General features: G+C 71.2%; 15 protein-coding genes. 10 read left to right on the top strand and 5 right to left on the bottom strand.

What is annotated here, in order from left to right:
* Nucleotides 1-22: 22 nt before the first annotated feature.
* Both OHB13_RS14520 and OHB13_RS14515 read right to left on the bottom strand, forming a co-directional pair.
* A complete protein-coding gene (locus tag OHB13_RS14520; RefSeq protein ID WP_328377380.1) occupies nucleotides 23-982 on the bottom strand; it encodes a calcium-binding protein in 960 nt (319 codons plus the stop codon).
* A 198-nt stretch (nucleotides 983-1180) separates the two neighbouring features.
* Nucleotides 1181-1879: a MerR family transcriptional regulator gene (locus tag OHB13_RS14515; protein WP_405912496.1), complete on the bottom strand. Its 699-nt coding sequence runs from the start codon at nucleotides 1877-1879 to the stop codon at nucleotides 1181-1183.
* Nucleotides 1880-2009: 130 nt separating this feature from the next.
* Between OHB13_RS14515 and OHB13_RS14510 the strand changes: the two genes are divergently transcribed.
* From OHB13_RS14510 to OHB13_RS14495, 4 genes are all read left to right on the top strand, one after another.
* Nucleotides 2010-3626, top strand: a complete 1617-nt coding sequence (locus OHB13_RS14510) for a flavin-containing monooxygenase (RefSeq protein WP_328377379.1) — start codon at nucleotides 2010-2012, stop codon at nucleotides 3624-3626.
* Nucleotides 3623-4540 (top strand): alpha/beta fold hydrolase, encoded by a 918-nt coding sequence (locus OHB13_RS14505; protein WP_328377378.1) that lies wholly within the window; start codon nucleotides 3623-3625, stop codon nucleotides 4538-4540. The genes OHB13_RS14510 and OHB13_RS14505 overlap by 4 nt, the downstream gene beginning before the upstream one ends.
* Nucleotides 4537-5418, top strand: a complete 882-nt coding sequence (locus OHB13_RS14500; RefSeq protein ID WP_328377377.1) for an SDR family oxidoreductase — start codon at nucleotides 4537-4539, stop codon at nucleotides 5416-5418. The genes OHB13_RS14505 and OHB13_RS14500 overlap by 4 nt, the downstream gene beginning before the upstream one ends.
* A gap of 94 nt (nucleotides 5419-5512) precedes the next feature.
* On the top strand, nucleotides 5513-5725 hold the full coding sequence (locus OHB13_RS14495; RefSeq protein WP_328377376.1) for a hypothetical protein: 213 nt from the start codon (nucleotides 5513-5515) through the stop codon (nucleotides 5723-5725).
* Between the two features lie 276 nt (nucleotides 5726-6001).
* On the opposite strand, the gene OHB13_RS14490 is transcribed toward OHB13_RS14495, so the two are convergent.
* A complete protein-coding gene (locus OHB13_RS14490; protein ID WP_328377375.1) occupies nucleotides 6002-9370 on the bottom strand; it encodes a S41 family peptidase in 3369 nt (1122 codons plus the stop codon).
* A 261-nt stretch (nucleotides 9371-9631) separates the two neighbouring features.
* Between OHB13_RS14490 and OHB13_RS14485 the strand changes: the two genes are divergently transcribed.
* Nucleotides 9632-10225 (top strand): TetR/AcrR family transcriptional regulator, encoded by a 594-nt coding sequence (locus OHB13_RS14485; protein ID WP_266856073.1) that lies wholly within the window; start codon nucleotides 9632-9634, stop codon nucleotides 10223-10225.
* 147 nt (nucleotides 10226-10372) lie between these two features.
* Complete coding sequence (locus OHB13_RS14480) at nucleotides 10373-12568, top strand: MMPL family transporter (RefSeq protein WP_328377374.1); 2196 nt, start codon at nucleotides 10373-10375, stop codon at nucleotides 12566-12568.
* A gap of 25 nt (nucleotides 12569-12593) precedes the next feature.
* Here OHB13_RS14480 and OHB13_RS14475 read toward each other — a convergent pair whose 3' ends face one another.
* A complete protein-coding gene (locus tag OHB13_RS14475) occupies nucleotides 12594-13046 on the bottom strand; it encodes an SsgA family sporulation/cell division regulator (protein ID WP_328377373.1) in 453 nt (150 codons plus the stop codon).
* Between the two features lie 230 nt (nucleotides 13047-13276).
* Here OHB13_RS14475 and OHB13_RS14470 point away from each other — a divergent pair, with 230 nt between their 5' ends.
* From OHB13_RS14470 to OHB13_RS14460, 3 genes are read left to right on the top strand one after another with little or no spacing between them, the layout of a single operon-like run.
* A complete protein-coding gene (locus OHB13_RS14470) occupies nucleotides 13277-14344 on the top strand; it encodes an energy-coupling factor ABC transporter permease (protein WP_328377372.1) in 1068 nt (355 codons plus the stop codon).
* 1 nt (nucleotide 14345) lies between these two features.
* Nucleotides 14346-15107 (top strand): cobalt ECF transporter T component CbiQ, encoded by a 762-nt coding sequence (gene cbiQ / locus OHB13_RS14465; protein WP_266856079.1) that lies wholly within the window; start codon nucleotides 14346-14348, stop codon nucleotides 15105-15107.
* Nucleotides 15095-15862 carry an energy-coupling factor ABC transporter ATP-binding protein gene (locus OHB13_RS14460; protein ID WP_328377371.1) on the top strand — a complete coding sequence of 256 codons (768 nt, stop codon included), beginning with the start codon at nucleotides 15095-15097 and terminating at the stop codon, nucleotides 15860-15862. Before cbiQ ends, OHB13_RS14460 begins: the two co-directional genes overlap by 13 nt.
* Before the next feature lie 74 nt (nucleotides 15863-15936).
* Here OHB13_RS14460 and OHB13_RS14455 read toward each other — a convergent pair whose 3' ends face one another.
* Nucleotides 15937-17169, bottom strand: a complete 1233-nt coding sequence (locus tag OHB13_RS14455; protein ID WP_328377370.1) for an MFS transporter — start codon at nucleotides 17167-17169, stop codon at nucleotides 15937-15939.
* A 335-nt stretch (nucleotides 17170-17504) separates the two neighbouring features.
* Here OHB13_RS14455 and OHB13_RS14450 point away from each other — a divergent pair, with 335 nt between their 5' ends.
* Nucleotides 17505-18662 (top strand): serine hydrolase domain-containing protein, encoded by a 1158-nt coding sequence (locus OHB13_RS14450; protein ID WP_266861008.1) that lies wholly within the window; start codon nucleotides 17505-17507, stop codon nucleotides 18660-18662.
* Nucleotides 18663-18668: the final 6 nt, after the last annotated feature.

Below are 18668 nucleotides of genomic sequence, written 5' to 3'. Positions count from 1 at the left end.
CCTCGGCCCGCCGGGGCGGGGCTCAGTCCTGGTGGACGACGTTCGTACCGGGGCCGCCCGAGAGTGTGTCCTTGCCGGGGCCGCCGTACAGCTCGTCGTTGCCGCTGTTGCCGTACAGGGTGTCGTCCCCGCTTTCGCCGTACAGGATGTCGTCACCCTTGCCGCCGTACAGGAAGTCGTTCCCCGTACCGCCGTAGAGCCGGTCGTTGCCGTCGTCGCCGGAGAGGTTCTGGTTGCCCGCGCCGCCGTGGATCACGTCGTCGCCTGCGCCGCCCGTCACGGAGCTCCCGTCGCCGTCCGCGTAGATCGTGTCGTCGTCCGCGCCGCCCTGCACGACGGCCCCGCCGCCCGCGGCGTGCACCGTGTCGGCGCCGTCGCCGCCGAGTACCACCGCGTCGGCGCCCACCGTGAGGTCGTCGTCGCCCGTGCCGCCGATGACCGAGTTGCCGTCGACTTCACCGGTGTCGGTCACTCTGTCCGCGCCTGCGCCGAGGTCGACCGAGGCGAAGTTGCAGGTCTGGCCGGTGGCGTTGTCGTAGGTGAGGACATCGTTGCCGTCACCGAGTTCGATCCGCAGGCTCGCGTACGGGTCCTGGCTGTCCACCGTGGTGACCGTGCAGCGGATCTTCGTCCGGTCCGCGCTGTCCGGGTACGCGCATCCGGCCCCGGCGTCGATCGGGACGGTGTCGTCGATGACGTAGGTGATGTCAGCGGAGCCGTCGGCCTTCGACGCGGTGACGGCCGCCTGGTTGGTCTGGCCCGCTGCGGCGGTGTAGCGGATGGTCCGCCCGGTGTCGTCGAGTCCGGCGCTCGCCGCCGGGGTGGCGGCGCCGGCCGGGCCGGTGAGGAGGAGGGGAGCGGTGAGGCCGGCGCCGATGGCCAGCGTCAGGGCCGATACGGCGCGTACCGTCCGGCGGCGGGTGAGGCGGGTGAGGTGGCTGGGTCGGGTGGGCTGGGTGAACTGAGCGGGCTGGGTGGGCACTTCGTGGCCTCCGTGCGCGGTGGGTGGTTCTGACGTCCCACAGGTGACGGGTTGGGCTGCCCGGTGGTTGCCCTGCGCGGAGGAGGCCCGTTCGGCCGCGCGTATGCCATCTGGCCTGCGGTGATGGGGAATTGGATCGCGGCCGTACAGCTGGTCGTCGGACACTCGTCGACGAGAGTTCATGCCGGGTAACGGCGGCTACTCCGCCTCCGGGTCGCTCTTCTCCGCCCGTATCCGCCGGTCCACCGACATCGAGAGCTCCGCCTCCACCACGTCCTTCGCCAGTGGCCGGACCCGTTCCATCGCGCTCGCGAAGTCCTCGTCCTTCAGATGGGTGTGGACCAGGGTGGAGAAGAGCTCCGTGAGGGCTTCGGTGTGCTTGCGGACCTCGTGGCCCGCCGCCAGGACCGAGGCCAGCGGGACGCCCTGGCGTACCAGGGCCGCCGAAACGTCCAGCAGGCGGCGGCTGATGTGGATGATGTCGTCGCCGTCCGTGGCGAGATAACCGAGGTCCAGGGCGGATGCCAGGTTCTCCGCCGTGACCTCGCCCTCGAAGTAGTCCGCGAGCTGCTCCGGAGTGAGCCGGACCGGCTCCTCCTCCGTCCAGGCCGGCGGCTCGGTGGCGGCCAGGCCCAGCAGCTGGCCGACGTCCCGGCCGCTCTCGAAGGCGGTGGCGAGATCCGCGATGCCGCTGAGCGTGTGGCCGCGCTCCAGCAGGGCGGAGATCGTGCGCAGCCGGGCCAGGTGGTGCTCGTCGTACCAGGCGATGCGGCCCTCGCGGCGCGGTGGCGGGATCAGCTTGCGTTCGCGGTAGAAGCGCAGGGTGCGCACGGTGATCCCGGCCGCTTCGGCCAGCTCCTCCATGCGGTACTCGCGCCCCGTTCTTTCCTCTGCCACGGCGGAAGCCTATGCGGTACCGGCGCGAACTTTCCTGGGCCTGCCCCCTACCCATGAGTACGAAGCTGCTCTACTCTCCAACAGTGCCAGTGATTACTGGCAGAGTCAGGGCACTGCGGGAGGCGGCAGCATGGCCGAACACGAGCACGTACGAGTGGCGGTGATCGGATCCGGATTCGGTGGCCTGGGGGCCGCCGTCCGGCTGCGCCGCGAGGGGATAACCGACTTCGTCGTCCTGGAGCGGGCCGGTTCGGTCGGCGGGACCTGGCGCGACAACAGCTATCCGGGGTGCGCCTGCGACGTGCCGTCCCACCTCTACTCGTTCTCCTTCGCCCCCAACCCCGACTGGCCGCGCACGTTCTCCGGCCAGCCGCACATCCGGGCCTATCTGGAGAACGTCGCCGACACCTTCGGGCTGCGGCCGCACATCCGCCTCGACCACGAGGTGCGGAAGATGCGCTGGGACTCCGGCGAGCTGCGCTGGGAGATCGAGACCGCGCAGGGGACGCTCACCGCCGACGTGGTCGTCTCGGCGACGGGGCCGCTCTCCGACCCGAAGCTGCCCGATGTCCCGGGACTCGACTCGTTCGAGGGCAAGGTCTTCCACTCCGCGCAGTGGGACCACGGCTACGACCTGCGCGGCAAGCGCGTCGCGATGATCGGGACCGGCGCGTCCGCGATCCAGATCGTGCCCGCGATCCAGCCCGAGGCCGGGCGGCTCACCCTCTTCCAGCGCACCCCGCCGTGGGTCATGCCCCGGATGGACCGCGCCATAAGCGGTGCCGAGCGGTGGCTGCACGGGAAGGTGCCCTTCACCGCCGCCGCCCGCAGGCGGCTGTTGTGGAGCATACGAGAGCTCCAGGTCAGCGCCTTCACCAAGCGCCCCAACGAGCTCGGTCTGATCGAGTCGATAGGCAGGGCCAACATCGGCCGGTCGATCAAGGACCCGGCGCTGCGGGCCAAGTTGACGCCCTCGTACCGGATCGGGTGCAAGCGCATCCTGCTCTCCAGCTCGTACTACCCGGCGCTCGCGCAGCCCAATGTGGACGTCGTGGCGTCCGGGCTCCAGGAGATCAGGGGAAATACGCTGGTGGCGTCCGACGGAACCGAGACCGAGGCGGATGTGATCATCTTCGGGACCGGTTTCCATGTGACGGACATGCCGATCGCGGACCGGGTGGTGGGCGCCGACGGTGCCACGCTCGCGGAGTCGTGGAAGGACGGGATGCAGTCGCTGCGCGGTGCGACTGCGGCCGGGTTCCCCAACTGGATGACGATCATCGGCCCGAACACCGGTCTCGGGAACTCCTCGATGATCCTGATGATCGAGTCCCAGCTGAGCTATCTCGCGGACTACATGCGGCAGTTGAACATCCTGGGCGGACGCGTCGCGCTCGATCCCCGGCCGGCTGCGGTGGACGCGTGGAACGTGCGCGTCCAGGAGCGGATGAAGCGGACCGTCTGGAACACCGGCGGCTGCACCAGCTGGTACCTCGACGCCAACGGGCGCAACACCACGATCTGGCCGGGGACGACCGCCGAGTTCCGCAAGGCCACGCGCGGGGTGGACCTCGGCGAGTACGCGGTCGTACGGGCCGGGGCCGACCGGCCGCTGGTACGCCAGCGGACCGGCGACCACGACCGCGTCACCGAGCGCGAGCGCGGGACTGCCGATGAGCAGGGCCGCGCCGCCGGCCAGGGGCGAACCGGTGACCAGGGCCGCGCCGCCGACCGGGAGTCGGTGTGAGCGGCGTCGGAGCGCGGGAACTGATCGCCGTCTCCGCGGACGGCGCGCGGATCCATGTCGAGGTGTACGGGCCCGACGGCGCCCCCGCCGTGGTGCTCTCGCACGGCTGGACCTGCTCGACCCGGTTCTGGGACGCCCAGATCAGCGAGCTCGCGGGGGATCACCGGGTAGTGGTGTACGACCAGCGCGGGCACGGGCGTACGCCCGGCGCGGACCTGCGCGGCTACACCACGGACCTCCTGGCCGACGACCTGGAGGCGGTGCTCGCCGCCACTCTCGCCCCGGGTGAACGGGCGGTGCTCGGCGGCCACTCCATGGGCGGGATGACCATGATGGCGGCCTCGGGGCGGCCCCGGTTCCGGGAGCACGCGGCGGCGGTGCTGCTGTGCAGTACGGGCAGCTCGCGGCTGATCGCCGAGTCGACAGTGGTGCCACTGCGGGCCGGACGGCTGCGGACCCGGCTGACGGGCGCGGTGCTCGGGGCGCGCGCCCCGTTCGGGCCGGTCACGCCCGTATCGAAGCGGATCCTCAAGTACGTGACGATGGGCCCCGGTTCGGCCCCGGACCGGGTGGCCGCCTGCGCGCGCATCGTGCACGCCTGCCCCCGGGCCGCGCGGGTGGCCTGGTCGCATGTGCTCGCCGGGCTCGATCTGGATGCGGGCGTACGGGAGTTGGACGTACCCACCGCAGTGGTCGCCGGGACGGCGGACCGGCTCACCCCGGTGGTGCACGCACGGGCGCTGGCCGCCGCGCTGCCGCACTGCACCGGACTCACCGAGCTGGTGGGCGTCGGGCACATGACACCGGTGGAAGCCCCCGAAGCGGTCGGCGCGTTGCTGCGCGAACTGGCCGCCGCACATGTACCGGTGGACCTGGCCACCGGCAGGCGAACGGACAAGGAGAAGGCCGTATGAGCAGGAACAGCCTGGAGGGCCAGGTCGCGGTCGTCACGGGAGCCGCGCGCGGGGTCGGCGAGCTGCTGGCCCGCAAGCTCTCGGCGCGCGGCGCGAAGGTGGCGCTGGTCGGCCTGGAGCCGGACGAACTGAAGGCGGTCTCCGGGCGGCTGCACACCGAGAGCGCGCACTGGTACGCCGACGTCACCGACCACGAGGCGATGGCGGCTGTCGCGCGGGAGGTCAAGGCGCACTTCGGCAAGGTCGACATCGTCGTGGCCAACGCCGGGGTGGCGTCCGGCGGGCCCTTCGTGGACTCGGACCCCGAGGCGTGGCGGCGGGTCATCGAGGTCAATCTGGTGGGCGGGGCGGTGACCGCGCGGGCGTTCCTGCCGGTGCTGATGGAGAGCCGCGGGTACTTCCTGCAGATCGCGTCGCTGGCCGCGATCACGCCCGCGCCGATGATGTCGGCGTACTGCGCGTCCAAGTCGGGTGTCGAGGCCTTCGCGCACTGCCTGCGGGCCGAGGTCGGCTACAAGGGTGTGCGGGTGGGGGTCGGCTATCTGTCCTGGACGGACACGGACATGGTGCGCGGGGCCGACGAGGACGACGTGATGCGGGAGTTGCGCCAGCGGCTGCCGTGGCCGAGCAACCGCACCTATCCGCTGGGCCCGGCCGTCGACCGGATCGTGGCCGGGGTCGAGCGGCGGTCCTCGCACGTGTACGCGCAGTGGTGGCTGCGCGGGATGCAGTCCGTACGCGGGTATCTGCCGGCGCTGATCGGCACGGTCGGCCAGCGCGAGATGCGGCGCTTCGAGCCGCGGCTCGCCGGGGTCAGTAGGGGCCTTGTGGGCGCCGGCGGGGTGGCGGACGAGAAGGCGCGCACGGAGCGTAACTGATCGAAATGCGGCGAATGTTCCCTCGTGTAAGTCTGGTCGAGGCCTGGAGGGCACAGCTCTCCATCCCCTCACACTTCACTTGGGAGTGAACCTCATGGGTATGAAGGACCAGTTCAAGGACAAGGCGCAGCAGCTCGCCGACCAGGGCAAGCAGTCGAAGGGCGGTGCGCAGGACGAGGCTTCGGAGCGGATGGCCCGGCCTGAGGACGAGGCCCGTGCGGGCGAGCGCGGTGGGAGCACGGGGGACCGGGCGCGGGAGCGGGGCCAGGACGCGGCGGACCAGGTCCGGGACCAGTTCGACTCCTGAACGCCTGGTCCGTGAGAGGGCGCGTCTCCCTTCCGGGGGGCGCGCCTTTCGCGTGGCGGTGCTGTGTGTATGCGGGCGCCGTGTGCACGGGGGCGCTGCCCCCGGGCCCCCGGTCCTCAAGCGCCGGACGGGCTTGAATGACGTCCTCAAGCGCCGGCCGGGCTTGGATTTTGCCCACCTTCGGTGTGATCTGCATGGTGCTCGCAGGTTGAGCCGAGCGCAGCAAGATCAAGCGCGTCCGGCGTGACGGCGATGAGCGCGTCCCCGCAGGCGCCCCTACCGTGGCGGCAGTTCCGGGCGCCTCTTGTCCGGGACCTCCGTGTAGTCCGGTGGTTCCGCCGCCGGTCTGGCCGCCAGTAGGTCGAGCGCTGTCCAGACCGCGTCGTCCAGTTGGCCGTGGCGGCCCTCCGCCCAGTTCAGCGGGGTGCGCAGGGCCTCGATGTCCGGGTCCACGCCGTGGTTCTCGACCGACCAGCCGTACGTGTCGAACCAGGCCGCGTTCATCGGGACCGTGATCACCGTGCCGTCGCCGAGGCGGTGCCGGCCGGTCATGCCGACCACGCCGCCCCAGGTGCGCTGGCCGACCACCGGGCCGATTCCGAGCAGCCGGAACGCCGCTGTGATCATGTCGCCGTCGGACGAGGTGGCCTCGTCGGCGAGGGCGACCACCGGGCCCCGGGGCGCGTTCGACGCGTACGAGACGGGCTGGGCGTCGCGGGTGAGGTCCCAGCCGAGGATCGTACGGGTGAGCTTCTCGACCACCAGCTCGCTGATGTGACCGCCCGCGTTGCCCCGTACGTCCACGATCAGTGCGGGGCGGGACACCTCCAGGCGCAGATCGCGGTTGAACTGGGCCCAGCCCGAACCGCCCATGTCGGGGATGTGCAGATAGCCGCACCGGCCGTCGCTCAACTCCCGTACGACAGCACGCCGTTTGGCCACCCAGTCCTGGTAGCGCAGCGGGCGCTCGTCGATCAGCGGGACCACCGCGACCCGGCGGGAGCCGCCCTCCCGGCCGGCCGGGTTGAACGTCAGCTCGACCGTGGTGCCGCCCGCCGCAGCGAGCAGTGGGTACGGGCCCGTGAGCGGGTCCACCGGGCGGCCGTCGACATGGGTCAGTACGGCACCCTCGCGGATGCCCGTACCGGCGAGCGGGGAGCGCGCCTTGGAGTCCGACGAGTCGCCGGGCAGGATGCGCTTGACCACCCAGGCGCCGTCCCGGCACACCAGGTTCGCGCCCAGCAGGCCCATCACCCGCTGGTAGTGCGGCGGTCCCTCATTGCGGCGGGCGGCGGTGACGTACGCGTGCGAGGTGCCCAGCTCGCCCAGGACCTCGCGGAGCAGATCGGCGAACTCGTCGGGGGACGCGACCCGTTCGACCAGCGGGCGGTACTGCGCCAGGATCGCCGACCAGTCGATGCCGCACATGTGCGGCTCCCAGAAGTAGGCGGGGATGATGCGTCCCGCTTCGTCGAACGCCCCGCGCCACTCCGACGGCGGGTCGACGTCGTGCAGGATGCGGCGCGGGTCGAGATAGGCCGTGGTGTCGTTGTCGCCGGGCTCGGTGGCGGGGACCGCGCGCAGCTCGCCCAGGTCCATGACCACCAGCCTGCTGCCGTCGCCGCTGATCGCGAACCAGTCCAGGTGGTCGACCAGTTCGGCCTTGCGGGCCCTGGCGATGGCGAAGTGTTCGAGTGTGGGGCGGCCCGAGGTGTCCGCCGGGTTGACGAAGGTCTCGCCGAGCGCGCCCGAGATGGGCCAGCGCAGCCAGACGAGGCCGCCGCCGCTGACCGGGCAGAGCGAGGAGTACTTCGACGCGGGCACCGGGAACGGCGTGACCCGGCTCTCCAGCCCCTCGATCTCGACCAGCACCTTGCTGCCGTCCGCGCTGTCCCCCGGATCGTCCGCCGGGTCGAGACCGCCCGCCGCGGGGCGCCCTTCGGGGGAGAGCGCGAAGGGCGAGGGTGTCGTGGAGGTAAGCGGTACGAGGTAGGGGCGGCAGCCCAGCGGGAACGACAGGTCGCCGGTGTGGACGTCGTACACCGGGTCGAAACCGCGCCAGGACAGGAACGCCAGATAGCGGCCGTCGCTGGTGAAGACCGGGTTCTCGTCCTCGAAACGGCCGTTGGTGACGTCGACGACGGTGGGCGACATCGGCCCGGCGATCTTCGCCATCTTGATCTGCCGCAGCGAGCGGCCGACCCCGGGGTGCGACCAGGTCAGCCAGGTGCCGTCGGGGGAGAAGGCCAGATCGCGCACCGGGCCGTTGAGGGAACGGATCAGCTCCGTGACCGCACCGGCCGGCCGCTGGTCCCCGGGCTGCTTCGCGGTCTCCTCCGGCGCTTCCCCGCCCGCTGTTTCACCGTCCGGGGCGGTACCCAGGACTTCGTCCGGTACGTCGTCGGCGACCGTGAGGAGCAGCAGCCGCCCGTCGTGCGAGGCGATGGCCAGCTGCTCGCCTTCGGGGTCCGAGACCATCTCCTGGACGCGGCCCAGCTCGCCCGCGGCGAACCGCCGGGGCGGCAGGTCGCCGCTGGCGCGTGGCATGTACGCGATCTCGACGGCGTCCTCGCCCTCCGCGTCCGTGACGTACGCGATCCGTCCCGCGCTGCCGAGCCTTTCGGGGAGGCGGACCCGTACTCCCGGGGTGTCCGTGATGGTGCGGGCCGGGCCGTCGCGGTGGGTGAGCCAGTACAGGCTGCCGCGCACGACGACCGCGCTCGCCCGGCCCGTCTCGTCCACGGACAGGCCGTCGACGTTGGTGGACGCCGGGACCTGGTAGGCGCGCCGCCCGGTGCGCGGGCTGCCGATGCGGACCTCCAGCTTGCGCGGCACCGCGCCGGGCGACAGGTCGTCGGCCAGCCAGATGTCGCCCGCGCACTGGTAGACCACTCGGTGGCCGTCGGTGGACGCGTTCCTCGCGTACCAGCTGTCGTGGTCGGTGTGGCGGCGCAGATCCGTGCCGTCCGGCAGACAGGAGTAGAGGTTGCCGATGCCCTCGTGGTCGGAGAGGAAGGCGACTCGGCCCTCGACCAGCATCGGGCAGGCCAGATGCCCCTCGATCCCGGCGAGCAGCCGCTCGCCGTGCAGCCAGAGGCGGCCGGTGGCGCCGCCCCGGTAGCGCTTCCAGGCGGCCGGTTCGTGCGGCGGCGTGCCGGTGAGCAGGAGCGTGCGGCGCTCGCCGGCCACGTCACCGATCGCGATGTCATGGACCGGGCCCCAGGGCAGCTTGGCTCCCGGTGAGCCATCGGTGGCCACCGTGTAGGCCCAGCTGAAGTGCGAGAACGGCTGGTTGTGCGAGGCCACGGCCAGGATGTCGCCCTCCGGCGTCCAGCCGCGTACCCGGGTGTCGAGCGAGCCCCAGTACGTCAGCCGCCGGGACGGGCCGCCGTCCACGGGGGCCAGATGGATCTCCGGGTCGAGGCTGCGCCAGGACGTGTACGCGATGTGCCCGCCGTCGGGGGAGAACCGCGGCTGGCCCACCCGGGTCCGGTCGGCGGTGATCCGCCAGGCGCGCTCGGGGCGCCCGGCGCCGCCGTCGATGGGCGCGACCCAGAGATCGTCCTCGGTCACGAAGCACAGCAGATCGCCCTGGAGGTTCGGGAAGCGGAGGTACGCGGCGTCTCCCACATCGGCTTGGCTCACCCCTCAATGCTTTCCGCGCTGAGGAGGCCCGGCAACTCGTGGCGCCGCCCCTCCGGCCACCGGCACCTCCCGTGCGGCGGGTGGCACGTGTCATGCCGCCTCTCGTGCCGCCTCCTGTGCCGCTTCTCATCCCGCTTCTCATCCCGCTTCTTATACCGGTCCGACAAGCGTGATCGAGTCCACAAGCGAAACGTTGTCGTTTCGCTCGGGCCCGGCGTACCGTCGTGGTGTACGAAACCGTTTCGCTCGGGAAGGCCGGGGATGGCAAGCAGACTGACGCCGGAGCGCGAGAGTGAGCTGTACGCGGCCACCCTCGATCTGCTGCGTGAGGTCGGCTACGAAGCCCTGACCATGGACGCCGTCGCCGCCCGTACGCGGTCCAGCAAGGCCACCCTCTACCGCCAGTGGGGGAGCAAGCCGAAACTGGTCGTCAGGGCGTTGCGGCACAACAAGCCTGTCCGTATCGACCAGGTCGACACCGGTTCCCTGCGCGGGGACTTCCAGGTCATGGTGGCCCGCGAGGACGACTGCGAGATGGAGCGGAACTCCGCCCTGATGCGGGGTCTGATGCATGCCGTGCATGAGAACCCGGATCTCTTCCAGGCCCTGCGCGAGCTGCTGATCGAACCCGAGGTGACCGGGCTCAACCGCATGTTGTACCGCGCGGTGCAGCGTGGCGAGATCAGCGCGGGCAACCCCGCGCTGCATTTTGTCCCGCACATGATGGTCGGCGCCTTCGTCGCCCGTCAGCTACTGGAGGAGCAGCCTGTCGACCAGGCATTCCTCTCCCGTTATCTGGACGCCGTGGTACTCCCCGCTCTCGGCGCCCAGCCACCGATCACGGTCACTCCGTGATCCGTATCAACGACCGGTGTTCACCATGACCACCATCTGAGCCATCGCCTGACACACCTGAACATCTCTCCACCTGACACGCCGCTCTCGTCGTCGGGCTGGTTCCTTACGCCCTTTTTCCACCCGACCTGACCGGGAGACGCCCTCGTGGCCACGTACCTCTACAAGCTCGGACGGTTCGCCTTCCGGCGCCGCCGTTATGTCGCCCTGGTGTGGGTGGCGCTGCTGGCGCTCGCCGGCTTCGGCGCCTCCTCAGCGGCCACCGCGACCGCAAGCTCCTTCTCGATACCCGGCACGGAGGCCCAGAAGGCCTTCGACCTGCTGGGGCAGCGGTTCCCCGGGCAGAGCGCCGACGGCGCCACCGCCCGGGTCGTCTTCAAGGCCCCGTCCGGCGAGAAGATGACATCCGCGGCGAACAAGGCCGAGGTCAAGAAGGTCGAGGGGGAGCTGAGCTCCGGCTCGCACCAGATCTCTTCGGTGACGGACCCCTACCAGGCGAAGGCCGTCTCCAAGGACGGCAGCACCGTCTACGTCCAGGTGTCCTACAAGGTCAGCTCGATGGAGCTGACCGACCAGGCCAAGGACTCGCTCCAGAGCACCGTGGACAAGGCGCAGCACAACGGGTACACGGTGGAGGTCGGCGGTGACGCGCTCCAGGCCATGCCGGAGACCGGCCCCGGCGAGATCATCGGTGTCGTGCTCGCCGCGATCGTGCTCATCGTGACGTTCGGCTCGCTGATCGCCGCGGGGCTCCCGCTGCTCACCGCCCTCATCGGCGTCGGTATCGGTGTCTCGACGATCACGGCGCTGGCCAATGTGCTGGACCTGGGCAACACCACATCGACGCTGGCGATGATGATCGGCCTCGCGGTCGGTATCGACTACGCGCTGTTCATCGTCTCCCGCTTCCGCGCGGAACTCGCCGAGGGCAGGGAACCCCAGGAGGCCGCGGGCCGGGCGGTCGGAACGGCCGGTTCGGCGGTGGTCTTCGCCGGGCTCACCGTGGTCATCGCCCTGGTCGGCTTGGCCGTCGTGAACATTCCGATGCTCTCCAAGATGGGCTTCGCTGCGGCCGGTACGGTCGTGATCGCCGTCCTCATCGCGCTCACCCTCATCCCCGCGCTGCTCGGCTTCGCCGGAAAGCGCGTGGTGGGACGCAAGGCCCGCAAGAACCCGCCGGTGCCGGGCGCCGAGGTCAAGGCCAACGGCGGCACCCGCTGGGCGCGCGTCGTGCTGCGCCGCCCCGTTCTGGTGCTGCTCGTCGGTGTGATCGGCCTGGGCGCCATCGCCATCCCGGCCGCCTCACTGCAGATGGGCCTGCCCGACGACGGGGCGCAGCCCACCAACACCACCCAGCGCCGTGCGTACGACCTGCTCTCCGACGGCTTCGGCCCCGGGTTCAACGGTCCGCTGACGACGGTCGTCGACGTCAAGGGCGTCAGCGGCGGTACGGCAGCGGTCGACGAGGTGCACCAGAAGATCGCCAAGCTCGACGGCGTGGTCTCGGTGGCGAAGCCGTTCTACAACAAGGCGCACGACACCGCGACGATCAGCGTCATCCCCAAGGACCGGCCCTCGTCGGTCAAGACCGAGGACCTGGTCCACTCCATCCGTGACGCGGGTGCGCAGGTCAAGTCCGAGACCGGTGCCACGGTGCTGGTCACCGGCGCGACCGCGATGAACATCGACTTCTCGCAGAAGATGAACGACGCGCTGGTCCCGTATCTGGCGCTCGTCGTCGGGCTCGCGTTCCTGCTCCTGATGGTGGTCTTCCGCTCGGTGCTGGTGCCGCTCAAGGCGGCGCTCGGCTTCCTGCTCTCGGTGGTCGCCGCCCTGGGCGCGGTCGTCGCGGTCTTCCAGTGGGGCTGGCTCGGCTCGCTCTTCGGCGTCCAGCAGACCGGCCCGATCATGTCGATGATGCCGATCTTCATGGTGGGTGTGGTCTTCGGTCTCGCGATGGACTACGAGGTCTTCCTGGTCACCCGGATGCGGGAGGCGTACGTGCACGGGGAGAGCCCCGGGCAGGCCGTCGTCACCGGCTTCAAGCACGGGGCGCGCGTGGTCACCGCAGCCGCCGTCATCATGATCGCGGTCTTCTCCGGCTTCATCGGAGCCAGTGACTCGATGATCAAGATGATCGGCTTCGGCCTTGCCATCGCGGTCTTCTTCGACGCCTTCGTCGTACGGATGGCCATCGTGCCCGCCGTCCTGGCGCTGCTCGGCAGGCGGGCGTGGTGGCTGCCGCGCTGGCTGGACCGGGCGCTGCCGAATGTGGACGTCGAGGGCGAGGGCCTGAACAAGCACATCGAGGAGCGGACACAGCGGGAGCTGATCGACGCATAGGTCTTCCCGGGAAGACCTGTCCGGCTCAGGTCCGCAGCGGCCCTCCATGCCCCACGGCATGGGGGGCCTCCTGCTGCTCCTGCGGTGCGTCCTCGCGGAGTGCTTCCCTGCGGGCGGCCCGCTCGGCCCGTTCGGTTTCCTGGGGGACCGCCGCGTGGGTCCTGCGCAGGAACCGGATCAGCGGCGCGTTGTCGAACTGCACCACCGCCACCCCGTCCGCCGCCGAGTAGAACTCAAGGACCACCTGGGCCCGCCCGCACGGCCAGATCCCGATGTCGCCGGAGCGCCGGGGCGTCCGCAGCCCCGATTCGAGCAGCTCTCTGGCGAAGACCCATTCGCGGCCGCCGGGGAAGAGGAAGCGCACGGCGCCGGGGTCGCCCTCGGGGTCGTACTGGAGCGCGACGTAGACCACCGACCACTGGCCGGGGACGTCCGTCACCACATGACCTCGTACGGGCACCTCGACGGCGGGGGACATGAGCGCTCCCTTGATCAGTGGTCCAGCGATCCGGTGACATGCGCACACGGGTAACCTTCTGGGCCTATTTGTCATCTAATGTCCCATATTTTGACAGGGATGCCACCGCTCGGCCACCGCTGTGCCGCCGCAGCTGGGACTGAGGCGCTCTTGCGAACCATTCGCAACAAGGCTCTATCATCGAACGGTTCACCACCGCCGGTGCGCCATCGCGAGGAGAGAGTCACCACATGCATGTCCCCGACGGATTCATCAACGCCCCCGTATCGGCGGTGACCGGTGTAATCGCCGCGGGCGCGATCGCCGTGAGCCTCCGGGGCGCGCGCCGTGAGCTGGACGAGCGGACCGCGCCGCTCGCCGGCCTGGTCGCCGCGTTCATCTTCTCCGTGCAGATGCTGAACTTCCCCGTCGCCGCCGGCACCAGCGGCCATCTGCTGGGCGGCGCGCTCGCCGCGATCCTGGTCGGCCCGTACACCGGGGTGCTCTGTGTCTCCGTCGTCCTGCTGATGCAGGGCATCCTCTTCGCCGACGGCGGGCTCACCGCCCTCGGGGTGAACATCACGGACATGGCCATCGTGACGACCGTCGTCGCGTACGCCGTCTTCCGCGGTCTGGTCAAGGTGCTGCCCCGCCGCCGCAGTTCGGTCACCGCCGCTTCTTTCGTCGCCGCGCTGCTCTCCGTACCGTGCGCGGCGCTCGCCTTCACCGCGATGTACGCACTCGGCGGCACCACCGATGTCCCGGTCGGCAAGGTGCTGACCGCGATGGTCGGTGTCCATGTCCTCATCGGCATCGGCGAGGCCGCGATCACCGCACTCACCGTGGGCGCCGTGATCGCCGTCCGCCCCGACCTGGTCTACGGCGCCCGCGGACTGACCGCGCCGCTCAAGCTCCGGGTGGGCGGCGAACTCATCGACGCGCCCGCGGCCGAGCCGGTCCCGGCCGCCGCCCGGTCCGCCCGGTCCGCCCGGTCCACCCGCAGGATCTGGGGCATCGGGCTGATCACCGCCCTCGTACTGGCCGGGTTCGTCTCCTTCTACGCGTCCGCCAGCCCCGACGGCCTGGAGAAGGTCGCCCACGACAAGGGCATCGACGCCAAGGAGCAGCCGCACCGCACCGGGGACTCCCCGCTCGCCGGGTACGGCGTCAAGGACATCTCCGACGCCCGGCTCTCCGGCGGTCTCGCCGGGCTGATCGGGGTCGGCGCCACGGTCGTCGTGGGCAGCGGTGTCTTCTGGGCGGTCCGCCGCCGCCGTACGCAGGCCGCCCCGGCCGGCCCGAGCGCGGAAGCCGTCTGACATGGGCGCCGGTCACGCGCACAAGCTCTACCGGCACGGCCACTCCCCGGTCCACGACCTGCCGCCGCACTGCAAGCTCGCCGCCGTCTTCACCTTCGTGCTCGTGGTGGTCTCCACCCCGCGCGAGGCGATGTGGGCGTTCGCGCTGTACGCGGTGCTGCTCGCGGGGGTGACCGCCGTGGCCCGCATCCCGGCCGGGTTCCTCCTCAAGCGGCTGCTCATCGAGATCCCGTTCGTGGCCTTCGCGGTGCTCATGCCGTTCGTCGTCCCCGGCGACCAGGTCCACGTCCTGGGCCTCTCGGTCAGCGAGCCCGGACTCTGGGGCGCCTGGAACGTCCTGGCCAAGGGCACGCTCGGCGTCGCCGCGTCCGTACTCCTCGCGTCCACCACCGAACTGCGCTCGCTGCTCCTCGGGCTCCAGCGGCTGAAACTCCCGCCGATGCTGGTGCAGATCGCGTCCTTCATGATCCGGTACGGCGACGTGATCACCGACGAGATGCGCCGGATGTCGATCGCCCGCCGCTCACGCGGCTTCGAGGCACGCGGCGTACGGCAGTGGGGGGTGCTCGGCAAGTCGGCCGGGGCGCTCTTCATCCGCTCCTACGAACGGGGCGAGCGCGTACATCTGGCCATGGTCAGCCGGGGATACACCGGGACCATGCCGGTCATCGACGAAGTGACGGCGTCGGGAGCGCAGTGGCGGTCCGCCGCGGCACTCCCCGTCGCCGCGCTCTGCGTCTGTCTGCTGGGATGGACCCTGTGACTACGACCCGCACCGCGCCGCCCTCCCTTGAGATCGCCGGCCTCGCGTACGCCTACCCCGACGGCCACCAGGCGCTCTTCGGGGTCGACCTGGCCGTCGAGCGCGGCCAGCGGGTCGCCCTGCTCGGGCCCAACGGCGCGGGCAAGACCACGCTCGTCCTCCATCTCAACGGCATCCTCACCGGCGGCGCCGGCACGGTCTCGGTGGCCGGGCTGCCGGTCGCCAAGGCCAACCTCGCGGAGATCCGGCGCCGCGTCGGCATCGTCTTCCAGGACCCCGACGACCAGCTGTTCATGCCGACGGTCCGCGAGGACGTCGCCTTCGGGCCGGCCGCCGCCGGGCTGCGCGGGCCTGAGCTGGAGGCGCGGGTCGCCGCGGCGCTCACCCAGGTCGGCATGGAGTCCTACGCGGACCGGCCCCCGCACCACCTCTCGTACGGCCAGCGCCGCCGTGTCGCGGTCGCGACCGTCCTCGCGATGGAGCCGGAGATCCTGGTCCTGGACGAGCCCTCGTCCAACCTCGACCCGGCATCCCGCCGTGAACTCGCCGACATCCTGCGGTCGTTGGAGGTGACGGTGCTGATGGTGACGCACGACCTGCCGTACGCGCTGGAGCTGTGCCCGCGCGCCGTGGTGCTCAGCGACGGCGTGATCGTCGGCGACGGGGCGACCGGCGACATCCTCGCGGACGAGGCGCTGATGCAGGCGCACCGGCTTGAGCTGCCGTTCGGCTTCAACCCGCGCGCGGCGGTCTGAGCAGAGGGCCTGTCTCGGGGCCGGACACCTGCTCTGAGCAGATGGCCTGGCCGCGCCGGACAGACCCGCGGCGATCAGGTGCCGCCGCCCTCCCCCGTACGCCGTCCGGCCGCCAGGCTCACCAGTACGGCGAGGGCCAGCAGCGCCACCGCGCAGCTGAACACCTCCCCGGCCGGCCGCAGGCTGGAGGCGTGGATCAGTACGCCGACGCCGATCGAGGGGACGGCGAGCATCGTGTACAGGATCGCGAAGAACGTCGACACCGCGGCGCCCCGGTGCTCCGGATCGCTGCGGGTGGTGATGGTACCGAGTCCGTAGCCGATGGCGATACCGGTCGCCAGACCGTTCACCGCGGCGCCGACGATCAGCGGGGCCAGGGTCTCGGTGACCATGGCCGTCGCGATGAGCGCCGCCGCGGCGATCAGCCCCACACAGGCCACGGTCAGCGCCGGCCCGGACCCGATCCGGCGGATCAGCAGCTGACCCAGCGCGGTGCAGACGAACGCGGTGAAGACGACGGCCCCGGTGAGCGTGTGATCGGTGTCGTGCAGCACGTCACCGAGGAACAGCCCGGTCACGGCGGTGAGCACCCCGAGCACCGCGAAGCCCGTCCCGGTGACCATCGCCGACCGCAGGAAGTCCGAACGGATCTCCGCCGGGACGTGCAGCGGCTGGAACCGGAAGGTGAATCCGGTGCGGTGGCGCGCGGTCTCCGGGGTGAGCGCGAGACCGGCGAGGGCGAGCGCCGCGAGAACGAGCGAGACGACCCACGGTGTACGCAGCGGGGAGGGCGCCGTATCGGCCAGCACCCCGGCGAGCAGCGGGCCGCAGGCCAGCCCGCCCATGTTGGCGAAGAGCGCCACCGTGGCGGGGCGCACCCTGCCGTCGGGCGGCATCAGCTCGGTGAGCGCGGCCGTGCCGGCGCCGGTCACCAGCGCCGCAGAGAAACCGGAGAGCACCCGTCCGAACAGCAGGACCGGCACATCCCCGGCGATCAGGAAGACCACGGCTGCGCAGACGGAGAGCAGGGTCGCCGCCATCAGGACCGGGCGGCGCCCGATCTGGTCCGACAGGCGCCCGAAGGTCAGGAGCCCGACGACCACCCCGATCGCGTAGACGGCGAAGATCACGGTGACCATGATGGGCGTGAAGCTGAAGTCGTTCTCGTACAGCGGGTACAGGGGAGTGGGCACGGTGGTCCCCACCATGGTGATCCAGAAGGCGAAGGCCACCACGGGCGCCGCGAACCGCGGGGTGCCGCCCGGCTTCCCTGCCGGGGAGGCCACACGGTCGGATGGAGTCGGCATGGCGGGACCTGCTTTCCTGCTCTGGCTCTTTTCCTGCTCGGTGCTTCTTCTGCTCGGTGCTTTTCCTGCTCCGGGCTTCCGTGCTCGGGGCTCCCCTGCTCGGGACTTTCCCGGTCCGGGCTTTCCTGTCCGGGGCTCGCACGCTCATTCGCAAGATCGTCCGGCTTCACGGACTCTAGGCCTCCGTCCCGCCACGGGGATCCCGCCACAGGGGTGCCCACCCCTCCGGTCACACGGAAGACCCACCCCCCGGCACTGACCGGCAGGCCGCACCCGCACCATGGACCTTGTACGCCAGTCCGGGCGTACTGCTAGATGTGTGGGAGCGCGACGTGGTGGACGTCCAGGGCACAGTGGCGGACGGATTCGAGGCGGTCCGGGACGCCTTCATACGGAACTTCACACACCGTGCGGAGCGCGGCGCGGCCGTCACCGTCTACCGAGACGGTCACAAGGTCGTCGACCTCTGGGCCGGTACGAAGGACGTGGACGGCGCCGAGCCCTGGGCCCTGGACACCGCCCAGGTCGTCAGGTCCGCGACCAAGGGGGTGGCCGCCGCCGTCCCGCTGCTCCTGCACCAGCGCGGCCAGCTGGACCTCGACGCCCCGGTCTCCACGTACTGGCCGGAGTTCAAGGCGGGCGGCAAGGAACGCGCCCTCGTCCGGCACTTCCTGGCCCACCGCACCGGCGTCCCCCTCATCGACAGCCCCCTCACCCCCGCCGAGGCCATCGACGGGGTGTCGGGCCCGCGCGCCGTCGCCGCCCAGCAGGCCGTCTGGGAGCCGGGCACCGAGCACGGCTACCACGCGCAGACGTACAGCTGGCTGCTGAGCGAACTCGTCCGGCGGGTCACCGGCCGCACCATCGGCCGCTGGATCGCCGAGGAGATCGCCCGCCCCCTCGACATCGACTTCTGGGTCGGCCTGCCCGCCGAGGAGGCGCACCGCGTCGGCCGGATCGGCAGCGTCGCCGCGCCGCCGGTCGGCAGTGGCCTCAAGCTCAAGCCGAAGCGGTCCGTCAGCGAGGCGTACCAGGACCCCTCCTCGCTGACCAGTCGCGCCTTCGGCGCCATCGAGCCGTTCCCCGACGAGAACGACCCCGCCTACCGCGCCGCCGAACTCCCGGGCTCCGGCGGCATTTCCACCGCCCGCGCGCTGGCCCGTGTCTATGCCGCGATGATCGGTCACGTCGACAACGGCAACCGCCTCTTCGCCCCCGCCACCCTCGCCCTGGCCCGCAGCGAGGAGTCGTCGGGCCCGGACCGCGTGCTCGTCGTCAACACCCGCTTCGGCCTCGGCTTCATGCTGCACGGCCCGTCGGCCCCGCTGCTCGGCCCCGGCTCGTTCGGGCACCCCGGCCGGGGCGGCTCGCTCGGTTTCGCCGACCCCGAGTCCGGGGTCGCGCTGGGGTATGTGACCAATGCGCTCCAGAAGGGCGTCACCGCCGATCCGCGCGCCCAGGCCCTGGTCAGGGCGGTGCGCTCGGCGACATGATCGCCG

The organism is Streptomyces sp. NBC_00440 (assembly GCF_036014215.1).
In the GTDB taxonomy this organism is placed as follows: Bacteria; Actinomycetota; Actinomycetes; order Streptomycetales; family Streptomycetaceae; genus Streptomyces.
This window is presented reverse-complemented; position numbering and strand designations above follow the sequence as displayed.

Bases quoted from the DNA above. Each gene is read 5' to 3' on its own strand.
- OHB13_RS14460 (WP_328377371.1), top strand. From the start codon at position 15,095: ATGGACCCTGTGACTACGACCCGCACCGCGCCGCCCTCCCTTGAGATC.
- OHB13_RS14500 (WP_328377377.1), top strand. From the start codon at position 4,537: ATGAGCAGGAACAGCCTGGAGGGCCAGGTCGCGGTCGTCACGGGAGCC.
- OHB13_RS14510 (WP_328377379.1), top strand. From the start codon at position 2,010: ATGGCCGAACACGAGCACGTACGAGTGGCGGTGATCGGATCCGGATTC.
- OHB13_RS14455 (WP_328377370.1), bottom strand. From the start codon at position 17,169: ATGCCGACTCCATCCGACCGTGTGGCCTCCCCGGCAGGGAAGCCGGGC.
- OHB13_RS14470 (WP_328377372.1), top strand. From the start codon at position 13,277: ATGCATGTCCCCGACGGATTCATCAACGCCCCCGTATCGGCGGTGACC.
- OHB13_RS14495 (WP_328377376.1), top strand. From the start codon at position 5,513: ATGGGTATGAAGGACCAGTTCAAGGACAAGGCGCAGCAGCTCGCCGAC.
- OHB13_RS14485 (WP_266856073.1), top strand. From the start codon at position 9,632: ATGGCAAGCAGACTGACGCCGGAGCGCGAGAGTGAGCTGTACGCGGCC.
- OHB13_RS14475 (WP_328377373.1), bottom strand. From the start codon at position 13,046: ATGTCCCCCGCCGTCGAGGTGCCCGTACGAGGTCATGTGGTGACGGAC.
- cbiQ (WP_266856079.1), top strand. From the start codon at position 14,346: ATGGGCGCCGGTCACGCGCACAAGCTCTACCGGCACGGCCACTCCCCG.